This window comes from Streptomyces globisporus, assembly GCF_003501885.1.
Lineage (GTDB): Bacteria > Actinomycetota > Actinomycetes > Streptomycetales > Streptomycetaceae > Streptomyces > Streptomyces globisporus_D.
This window is the reverse complement of the sequence record NZ_QWFA01000227.1, coordinates 1-9,831: the sequence shown is the minus strand read 5'-3', so window position 1 is coordinate 9,831 and position 9,831 is coordinate 1. Positions and strand designations below refer to the sequence as shown.

Here is a 9,831-nt window from a genome sequence, read left to right as displayed (position 1 = left end):
TCCCACGGCACCCCCGCCGCCCCCCGCGTCACCGTCCGCGGCGAAGCCCACCTCGAAGTCGACCCCGAGATCGCCCGCATCGCCGTCACCCTCACCGCCCGCAATACCGACCGCCGCACCACCCTCGACGACCTCACCCGCCGCAACACGGCCACCCTCGACCTCATCAAGGGCTACGGCGACGCCGTCGAAAAACTCGAAACCGGCACCCTCACCATCCGCCCCGAACTCGCCCGCCACGGCCGCGGCGAACGCATCCGCGCCTACCACGGAAGCATCCAACTCACCGCCACCCTCAGCGACTTCACCGTCCTCGGCGAACTCGTCGCCCGCCTCGCCGACCAGGAACTCATCCGCGTCGACGGCCCCTGGTGGGCCCTGCGCCCCACCTCCCCCCACCACGCAACCGCCCGCCGCCAAGCCGTCCAGGAAGCCCTCCAGCGCGCCCGCGAATACGCCGAAGCCCTCGACACCCGCATCGGCGCCCTCCTCGAACTCAGCGACACCGGAAGCGTCGGCGGAGCCACCTTCGCCACCGCGACCTACGGCGGCGCCGGCGTCATGCGTTCCGCCCGCGCGGAAAGCGCAGCCGACACGGCCCCCATCGACCTCGAACCCGTACGCCAGAACGTCGACGCCCAGGTCGAAGCGGCCTTCACCCTCATCCCGCCGCACCTCGGATAAACGCTCATCAGAGCGCCCCGCCGCACAATTCAACACTTGTCAATAACCCTTCATCCAAAGGTTGTTGAGGTGTCATACGGAGCCAAATACCTACCCGTAGGTAAGGTTTAGGCTCGACGTATGCGCCGAGCGAAAATCGTTTGTACCCTGGGACCCGCAACCAACTCATACGACCAGATCAAGGCCCTGGTCGAAGCGGGAATGGACATCGCCCGCTTCAACCTCAGCCACGGCAGCTACGCCGAACGGCAGCTACGCCGAACGCGAACGCATCCTCGTCGACGACGGCCGCGTCACCCTCGAAGTCACCGGCGTCGACGGACCCCGCGTCCACACCACCGTCATCGAAGGCGGCATGGTCTCCGACAACAAGGGACTCAACCTCCCCGGCGTCGCCGTCTCCGTCCCCGCCCTCTCCGAGAAGGACATCGACGACCTCCGCTGGGCCCTGCGCACCGGCGCCGACATCATCGCCCTCTCCTTCGTCCGCACCGGACGCGACATCGACGACGTCCACCGCATCATGGACGAAGAAGGCCGCCGCCTCCCCGTCATCGCCAAGGTCGAAAAACCCCAGGCCGTCGACAACATCGACGACATCGTCGCCGCCTTCGACGGCATCATGGTCGCCCGCGGCGACCTCGGCGTCGAAATGCCCCTGGAACAAGTCCCCATCGTCCAGAAGCGCGCCATCAAACTCGCCAAGCGCAACGCCAAACCGGTCATCGTCGCCACCCAGATGCTCGACTCGATGATCGACAACTCCCGCCCCACCCGCGCCGAAGCCTCCGACGTCGCCAACGCGATCATCGACGGCACCGACGCGGTAATGCTCTCCGGCGAGACCAGCGTCGGCAAATACCCCATCGAGACCGTGCGCACCATGTCCCGCATCGTCGAGGCCGCCGAGGAAGACCTCCTCGCCAAGGGCCTCCCGCCCCTCACCGAACGCAACAAGCCCCGCACCCAGGGCGGAGCCGTCGCGAGGGCCGCCGCCGAGATGGGCGACTTCCTCGGCGCGAAATTCCTCGTCGCCTTCACCCAGAGCGGCGACACCGTCAAGCGCCTCTCCCGCTACCGCTCACCCATCCCGCTCCTCGCCTTCACCCCCGACGAAGCCACCCGCGCCCAGCTCAACCTGACGTGGGGCGTCGAGACCTTCCTCGGCCCGAAGGTCGACTCCACGGACGCGATGGTCGCCCAGGTCGACGAGGAGCTCCTGCGCATCGGCCGCTGCGCGAAGGGCGACGTGGTCGTGATCACGGCCGGCTCCCCGCCCGGCGTCGCGGGCTCGACGAACCTGGTCCGCGTCCACCACATCGGCGAGGACGACAGCCCGAAGTAGGGCGGCTCAGTATTTCGGCCCGACGTGCGCATCCATGAGGGTTACGGATGCCCGTCGGGCTACGGAGATGTTGTAGGGCTTGCCCGCGCGGGTGCAGTGCGTCCAGGTGATGCCGAGCGCGTCGAGGGTGTCGGTGTAGAGGCGGCGGATGTCGTCGGAGACGTTGGTGAAGTAGTACCGGGGGTATTCGTACCGCTTTCGCTCACCCTTCACGACTCTGGTCGTCCAGTTCATGTTCCGGCATCCGTCGGAGTGGATGAGGCCCCGGACGAGATGCCAGGGGTGGGAGTCCACGATCTTCTGCTGCCACGCTTCGAGAGCGATCTGCCGCTCATGCTTCTTGCCCGCCCCGTGCTGAGGAAAGGCACAGGGCCAGTGTTTGCTGTACGACTTCACTTCGATGCAGTTGCTTCGCTGACGCCGACCGGTGCGCGGTATGGGCATGACTCTGCGTATGGCTGACTCCGCCTCGTCGATCACTCCCGGCCAGGCGGCGTCGCAGAAGATCGACAGATGGTGCTGCTTGCGCTTCGACGTGATGTGGCCGTCGCCGAGGTACAGGCCCAGTAAGTAGGCGTACGCCGCACGGTCAAGCTCCCGGCCCGTGCAGACGGGGCAGTCGGTGGGCTGTTCGTACTGCACTCCGCGTCGCTTGCGGTCCTCGTGCAGCCACCAGCCGACGGTGCCGCGCGGCACATTGAGGCGTTCCGCCACTGCTCGGTTGGTGGTGCCGCTCCGCAGGAGGGCGAGTGCTTCGTCGCGTTTCGACGGGTTGTGCTGCTCCATGCGGCGGAGTCTTGCGCGGTCTTCGAAAGTGCGCGCTCGATTCGAAGGCGCGTTCACCGGCAAGGATGAAGATCGTCAAATTGTCGCTAGACCTTGGAATCCAAGGAGAAGTGCCCCGAGTCGGATTCGAACCGACGCTGTATGGGTTTTGAATCCATCGCCTCTGCCGCTGGGCTACCGGGGCCCCTTCGAAACGAAGGATACCGGTGACCCTCCGTGCCTCAAACATACCGTAACTAGGTAGGCTCTTGGGAGCTCACCCCTGTCCTTACCAAGGAGCCCCGTGACCACCCCCGAGTCGCCCCAGCCCGTAGACGCCGTCGACGACGACAAGTCGCACGTCCCGCCGCTGACGACCCGCGTCGTCATCGCCGAGGACGAGGCCCTCATCCGCCTCGACCTCAAGGAGATGCTGGAGGAGGAGGGCTACTCCGTCGTCGGTGAGGCGGGCGACGGGCAGCAGGCCGTCGAGCTGGCCCGGGAGCACAAGCCGGACCTGGTCATCCTGGACGTGAAGATGCCGGTCCTCGACGGGATCTCCGCCGCCGAGAAGATCGCCGAGGAGTCCATCGCCCCGGTCCTCATGCTCACCGCCTTCTCGCAGCGCGACCTCGTCGAGCGGGCCCGGGACGCCGGGGCCATGGCGTACCTCGTGAAGCCGTTCAGCAAGAGCGACGTCGTGCCGGCCATCGAGATGGCCGTCTCCCGGTTCGCCGAGCTGAAGGCGCTGGAGAGCGAGATCGCGGACCTGTCCCAGCGGCTGGAGACCCGCAAGCTGGTGGACCGGGCCAAGAGCATCCTGCAGACGGATTACGGGCTCTCCGAGCCGGCCGCGTTCCGGTGGATCCAAAAGACGTCGATGGACCGGCGGATGTCGATGCAGCAGCTCGCGGAGGCGTTGATCGAGGACGCCGAGGAGAAGAAGAAGTCGGCGGAGTAGCCGCGTACACGACGTACACGTACTCGTTCGTCCGCAACGAGAGAGGCCCGCACCCGGAACCAACCGGGTGCGGGCCTCTTCCGTACGGCAGCGGCGTCAGTCCTCGCCGAGGTACGCCTTGCGGACCGACTCGTCGTGGAGCAGGTCCGAGCCGGGGCCGGAGAGGACGATCTTGCCGACCTCCATGACGTGACCCTGGTCCGCGAGGGACAGGGCGGCCTGGGCGTTCTGCTCGACGAGCAGGATCGTGGTGCCCGCCGCCTTGAGCTCGACGATGGTCTCCATGATCTTCTGCATCATGATCGGGGAGAGCCCCATGGAGGGCTCGTCGAGCATGAGCAGCTTGGGCTGGGACATCAGGGCGCGTCCCATGGCGAGCATCTGCTGCTCTCCGCCCGAGAGGGTGCCGGCGGCCTGCTTCCGTCGTTCCCCGAGGATGGGGAAGAGGTCGTAGGCGCGCTGGACGTCCTTCTCGATGCCTGCTTTGTCCGTGCGGAGGAACGCTCCGAGCTGGAGGTTCTCCGTGATGGTGAGGCGGGGGAAGATGTGGCGGCCTTCGGGGGAGTGGGCGAGTCCGAGCGCGACGATCTTGTGCGCGGGGACGCTGCCGAGGGGCTTCCCGTCGAAGGTGATGCGGCCGCCGGAGGGCTTGAGGAGCCCGGAGAGGGTCCGCAGGGTGGTGGTCTTGCCCGCGCCGTTGGTGCCGATGAGGGTGACGACCTGGCCGGCTTCGACGGAGAAGGAGATGCCCTTGACGGCTTCGATCTTGCCGTAGGCGACGCGGAGGTCTTCGACCTCTAGCAGGGCGGTCACTGGGTTTCCCCTTCCGTGCGGGTGGTGCTGTGCGCCTCTGCGGCCTCGACCTCGGCGACTTCGTCGGCGCCGGGGTCGCCTTCGAAGGGGGTGCCGAGGTAGGCGGCGACGACGCGTTCGTCGGCCTGGACCTCGCCGGGGGAGCCTTCGACGAGCTTCTCGCCCTGGACGAGGCAGGCGACGCGGTCGCAGAGGTTGAAGATGAAGCGCATGTCGTGCTCGATGACGAGGACGGCGATGCCCATGTCCCGGATCGCGAAGATGAGTTCTTCGGTGACGCGGGTTTCCTGGGGGTTCATGCCGGCGGTGGGCTCGTCCAGGAGGAGGAGTCCGGGGTCGCTGGCGAGGGCGCGGGCGATCTCCAGTTTGCGCTGGTCTCCGTAGGGGAGGTTGCGCGCGAGGTGGTCGGCCTTGTCCTGGAGGCCGATGAACTCCAGGAGTTCCATGGCGCGTTCGTGGGATGCGGCTTCGGCCTTCTTGAAGCCGGGTCCGCGCAGGAGGGCGGACCAGAGGCCTTCCTTGGTGCGGGTGTGGCGTCCGACGAGGACGTTTTCCAGCACGGTCATGTTGGCGAAGAGCCGGATGTTCTGGAAGGTGCGGGCGATGCCTGCCTGGGTGACGAGGTGGGGCTTGGGCGGCAGGACGGTGCCCTTGTAGCGGACCTTGCCCTCGGTGGGGACGTAGAGGCCGGTGAGGCAGTTGAAGAAGGTGGTCTTGCCGGCGCCGTTGGGGCCGATGAGACCGACGATCTCGCCTGCTTTGACGGTGAGGTCGACGTTGCGGACGGCGGTGAGTCCGCCGAAGCGCATGGTGACGCCGCTCGCGTCGAGCACGGTGGTGGCGGTCTCGGGTGTGGTGGTGGTCATGGTGTTCACGCCCCCGCCTTCGTGGTGCCGGAGGTGGTGCCTGCCAGGGTTTCGTCGGGTACGTCGAGCTGGCCGGTCTCGTGGTACTCCAGTTTGGCGCGCCGGTTGGCGATGAGGCCCTCGGGGCGGAAGCGCATGAGGAGGATGAGGGCGAGTCCGAAGCCGAGGAGCTGGTAGTCCGAGAGGAACTGGAGCTTGGCCGGGATCATGTAGAGGAGTGCCGCGCCGATGAGGGGTCCGCTGATGGTTCCCATGCCGCCGAGGATGACGGCGGCGAGGAGGAAGGCGGAGTTGGGCGGTACGGGTCCGGCGAAGACGTACATCTCGGGGACGACGGTGCTCTGGACGTGGGCCTGTACGGTGCCGGCGATGCCGGCGAGGGTGGCGCCGAGGGCGAAGGCGATGAGCTTGACGCGGAAGCCGTTGATGCCCATGGCGGTGGCGGCGGTCTCGTCCTCGCGGATGGCGACCCAGGCGCGGCCGATGCGGGAGCTGCCGGCTCGGCTGAAGACGAGGACCACGAGGATCATCGCGAGCAGCATGAGCATGTAGTAGTTGGCGTAGGCGCCGAGTTCGAAGCCCAGGATGGTGTGGGATTCGCCGAAGTCGTACCCGAAGAAGTTGAGGTCGGGGATGTTCGGTACGCCGTTGGGGCCGTTGGTGACGCGGGGGCCGGAGACGCCGTCGAGGTTGCCGACGGCGATGCGGAAGATCTCGCCGAAGCCGAGGGTGACGATGGCGAGGTAGTCGCCGCGGAGGCGGAGGGTGGGTGCTCCGATGACGACGCCGAAGATCAGGGAGACGGCGGCGCCGAGGAGGACGGAGGCCCAGAAGGGGAACTGGACGCCGAACGCGGATGCGCTGGTTCCGGAGACGAGGGCGGCCGTGTAGGCGCCGACGCCGAGGAAGGCGACGTATCCGAGGTCGAGGAGTCCGGCGAGGCCGACGACGATGTTCAGGCCCAGGGCGACGGTCGCGAAGATGAGGATGTTGACCGCGATGAGGGTGTACTGGTCGGTGCTCTGGGTGAACGGGAAGACGGCTGCGGCGGCGAAGGCCGCGGCGACGGCGATGGAGCGGTACTTCGTGGTGATCGCGGAGAGGCGGGCCATGAGGCCGGCCTTGAAGAGTGCGGTCACGGCGAAGCCGGTGATGATCAGGTAGCCGACGAAGAGTTCGGGGTAGGCGGTGTCGATGCCGTAGGTGACGACGAAGAGACCGATGCCGAAGGCGGCGACGATGATCAGGATCTCGGCCCAGGAGGGGAGTTCCTTGGGGCGTCCGGGCGCGGGGGCGCGGAGGCTGTTGAGGAACTTCTCGAGGGGGGAGGGGGTGGCGGTGTCGGTGATGTCCTGGTCGTGGGGGAGGCCGAGGGAGGCGACGACGGTGATGATGGCGCCGACGAGGCCGATCCAGGCTCCGGGTTCGAGGTTGACGACGCCGCCGAGTTCGACGGAGATGGCGCCGACGGTGAAGCCCATGGTGCCGAGCAGGCCGAGTGCGGCGAGTCGGACGGGGCTGTTGGTGCCGCCGGGGGTGAGCCAGCGGAGGCCCTTGATGCCGTATCCGGAGAGGGTGAACAGCAGGGTGAGGGCGGCGCCGACGAGGGTGAGGACTTGGAGGCCGCCGGGGTAGCCGGTGACGGTGAGGTCGCCGGGGAATTTCGCGGTCCAGGTCCAGGCGAGGAAGGTGGAGCCGAGGGTGAGTGCGGCTCCGGCCGCTGTGGCGGCGCGGGCTGCGGGTGCGGGGATGGGGAGGACGGGCGTCGTCTGGTGGGTCTTGGTGGTCATGGGTATCACGCCCTGTCCGTGACGCGCTCGCCGAGCAGGCCTTGTGGCCTGACGAGGAGGACGACGATGAGGAGGACGAAGGCCCAGACGTTGGCCCAGGCGCCGCCGCCGAGCTGCTCCATGCCGGGGATCTCTTCGATGTATGCGATCGAGAGGGCTTCGGCGAGGCCGAGGACGACGCCGCCGACCATGGCTCCGTAGATGTTGCCGATGCCGCCGAGGACGGCGGCGGTGAAGGCCTTGAGGCCGAGGATGAAGCCCATCTCGAAGTTGATCTGGCCCTTGTCGAGGCCGTAGGCGACCGAGGCGACGGCGGCGAAGGCGGCGCCGATGGCGAAGGCCATCACGATGATGCGGTCGGTGTTGATGCCCATGAGCTTGGCCGTGTCGGGGTCCTGGGCGGTGGCCTGCATGGCGCGGCCGCTGCGGCTCTTGGCGACGAAGAGGCCGAGGGCGAGCATGCAGAGGGGGGCCAGGACGAGGACGAAGGCGTCGGCGCGCTGGAGGTAGAGGTTGTCGAGCAGCTTGAAGGATTCGCCCTGGAACTCGGGGAAGCTGCGGGGCTTCTTCGCGTCGGGGTAGAAGCCCCAGACGAGCTGCTGGAGCACGATCGAGAGGCCGATCGCGGTGATGAGCGGGGCGAGGCGGGGGGCGCCGCGCAGGGGCCGGTAGGCGAACCGTTCCGCGGCGGTGGCCACGGCGACGGAGGCGATGGCTCCACCGATGATCATGAGCGGGATGGCGACCAGGAGGGTGGTCCCGCTGGGGAGCATGATGTAGGTGGTGAGGGCGCCGAAGCCCCCGATCATGAAGATCTCGCCGTGGGCGAAGTTGATGAGCTGGACGATGCCGTAGACCATGGTGTACCCGATGGCTATGAGGCCATAAAGGGCGCCGAGGGCAAGGCCGTTGGCCAGCTGTTGCGGCAGTTCGTGCACCGCAGGGCCTCCGATGAGCTTGTCGGATATGACTCCGCGCGAGGGCGCTGTTTGCGCCCTCGCGCGGTCTGGGTCAGGTGGGGCGGGGCTGTGCCGGGGGGATCAGTCCTCGAACGTGGCGCTCTTGACGTCCTTCCAGGCGCCCTTCTGGACCTCGTAGACGGTGAGCTGCTTGTTGGTGGTGTCGCCGTTCTCGTCGAAGGAGACCTTGCCGGTCACACCGTCGAAGGAGACCTTGGCCATGGCCTCGGTGACCTTGGCGCGGGCGTCCTCGGGGAGCTTGCCGTCGTTGTCGGCGACGACGGCCTTGACGGCCTGGATGATGGCCCATCCGGCGTCGTAGGAGTAGCCGCCGTAGGCCGCGTACGGGTCCTTGTAGCCGGCTGCCTTGTAGTCCTCGATGAACTTCTTGGCGGTCGGGAGGGCCTCGACGGGGTAGCCGATGGAGGTGGCGTAGTCGCCGTCGTTGGCCTCGCCGGAGGCGCTGATGAAGGCGGGGTCGTAGATGCCGTCGCCGCCCATGGTGGGGATCTTGGCGCCGGTCTTCTTGATCTGGTCGGAGAGCAGGCCGCCCTCGGGGTACTGGCCGCCGTAGTAGACGGAGTCGGCGCCCGAGCTCTTGACCTTGTCGGCGGTGCTGGAGAAGTCGGTCTCCTTGACCGTGACGTGGTCGGTGCCGACGACCTTGCCGCCGAGGCGCTTGAACTCGGCGGAGAAGATCGCGGCGAGGCCGGCGCCGTAGGTCTGCTTGTCGTCGACGACGTAGACCTTCTTCTTCTTGGCGTCGTTGTAGAGGTACTGGGCGGCGAACTTGCCCTGGACGACGTCGGTGGCGCAGGTGCGGAAGTAGGTCTTGAAGGGGCGCTGGATGTCGCCCTTGGCCCAGTTGTCGCCCTGGCTGAGCGCCGGGTTGGTGTTGGCCGGGGAGACCTGGGCGAGGTCGGCCTTTTCGAAGACGCCCTGCATGGACTGGGCGACGCCGGAGTTCAGGGGGCCGACGGCGCCGAGGACGTCGTCGTTGCCGACGAGCTTGGTGGCGTTGGCCTGTCCGGAGGCGGGGACGGCCTGGTCGTCGAGGGCTTCGATCTTGAACTCGATGCCGGGGACCTCGTTGTTCTTGTTCGCGGTCTTGGCCGCGAGGTCCACGGAGTTCTTGATGCCCTGGCCGAGCGCGGAGAGGGAGCCGGTCAGGGGCGCGTCGACGCCGATGACGACGGTGGTCTTGCCACCGCCGTCGCCGCTGTCCTTGCTGCCTTCGTCGCGCGACCCGCAGGCGGTGAGCGTCAGTGCTCCGGTGGTGAGCACTGCGGTGAGTATGAGCAAAGAACGGTGTCGCACGAGAGGGTCCTTTCCCTGGCGCGGCGCTCCTCGGGCATGAGGTGCCGTGATCATCGCCGGGCCGTACTGGGGTGGTACAGGGCCGTGCAGCAGACGCGCCCGGCGGCGCGGTGACTGGCCGTGACTCTAAGCGCAGGCGAGGGCCATAGGGATGGGTCGGCTGCGGATGTGACTCTCTTGTTATGCCCTTGAGCAAGGCTTGAGGTTCCTGTGAGGGGATGTGCGGGTTTCGCCTGGACTGGGCATTGCCCACATGGTGAGAACGCGCAGCTCTGCTAAGGGGCTTGGGGTGATCTTGGTGCTGTCGCGGGGGGCCGGGGCGCGAGGGGGG

At 67.5% G+C, this 9,831-nt stretch carries 8 protein-coding genes, 1 tRNA gene and 1 pseudogene; 3 read left to right on the top strand and 7 right to left on the bottom strand.

All coding sequences use genetic code 11. The features are described from left to right. Together D3105_RS29895 and pyk are read left to right on the top strand one after the other, a co-directional pair. On the top strand, positions 1 to 684 hold a 684-nt coding region (locus D3105_RS29895; protein ID WP_118906045.1), incomplete at its 5' end, for an SIMPL domain-containing protein. A 120-nt stretch (positions 685 to 804) separates the two neighbouring features. Continuing rightward, positions 805 to 2,029: pseudogene (pyk, locus tag D3105_RS29890) on the top strand (pyruvate kinase). 6 nt (positions 2,030 to 2,035) lie between these two features. On the opposite strand, the gene D3105_RS29885 reads toward pyk, so the two are convergent. Further along, the gene (locus D3105_RS29885; RefSeq protein ID WP_118906044.1) at positions 2,036 to 2,815 is read right to left on the bottom strand and encodes a helix-turn-helix domain-containing protein; all 780 of its coding nucleotides are present in this window, start codon (positions 2,813 to 2,815) and stop codon (positions 2,036 to 2,038) included. Between the two features lie 111 nt (positions 2,816 to 2,926). Continuing rightward, a tRNA-Leu gene (locus D3105_RS29880) sits at positions 2,927 to 2,999 on the bottom strand. 99 nt (positions 3,000 to 3,098) lie between these two features. Between D3105_RS29880 and D3105_RS29875 the strand changes: the two genes are divergently transcribed. Further along, entirely contained in the window at positions 3,099 to 3,755 is a 657-nt protein-coding gene (locus tag D3105_RS29875; protein WP_003969810.1) for an ANTAR domain-containing response regulator, read from the top strand. 96 nt (positions 3,756 to 3,851) lie between these two features. Here D3105_RS29875 and D3105_RS29870 read toward each other — a convergent pair whose 3' ends face one another. The 5 genes from D3105_RS29870 to D3105_RS29850 all read right to left on the bottom strand — a co-directional run bounded on the left by D3105_RS29870 (position 3,852) and on the right by D3105_RS29850 (position 9,500). Next, positions 3,852 to 4,568 carry an ABC transporter ATP-binding protein gene (locus D3105_RS29870; RefSeq protein ID WP_010061197.1) on the bottom strand — a complete coding sequence of 239 codons (717 nt, stop codon included), beginning with the start codon at positions 4,566 to 4,568 and terminating at the stop codon, positions 3,852 to 3,854. Continuing rightward, positions 4,565 to 5,434: an ABC transporter ATP-binding protein gene (locus D3105_RS29865; RefSeq protein WP_118906046.1), complete on the bottom strand. Its 870-nt coding sequence runs from the start codon at positions 5,432 to 5,434 to the stop codon at positions 4,565 to 4,567. The genes D3105_RS29870 and D3105_RS29865 overlap by 4 nt, the downstream gene beginning before the upstream one ends. Positions 5,435 to 5,439: 5 nt before the next feature. Further along, positions 5,440 to 7,224, bottom strand: coding sequence for a branched-chain amino acid ABC transporter permease (locus D3105_RS29860; RefSeq protein ID WP_118906043.1), 1,785 nt, complete (start codon positions 7,222 to 7,224; stop codon positions 5,440 to 5,442). Between the two features lie 5 nt (positions 7,225 to 7,229). Further along, the gene (locus tag D3105_RS29855) at positions 7,230 to 8,162 is read right to left on the bottom strand and encodes a branched-chain amino acid ABC transporter permease (protein WP_030713181.1); all 933 of its coding nucleotides are present in this window, start codon (positions 8,160 to 8,162) and stop codon (positions 7,230 to 7,232) included. A 102-nt stretch (positions 8,163 to 8,264) separates the two neighbouring features. After that, positions 8,265 to 9,500, bottom strand: a complete 1,236-nt coding sequence (locus D3105_RS29850; protein WP_118906042.1) for a branched-chain amino acid ABC transporter substrate-binding protein — start codon at positions 9,498 to 9,500, stop codon at positions 8,265 to 8,267. Positions 9,501 to 9,831: the final 331 nt, after the last annotated feature.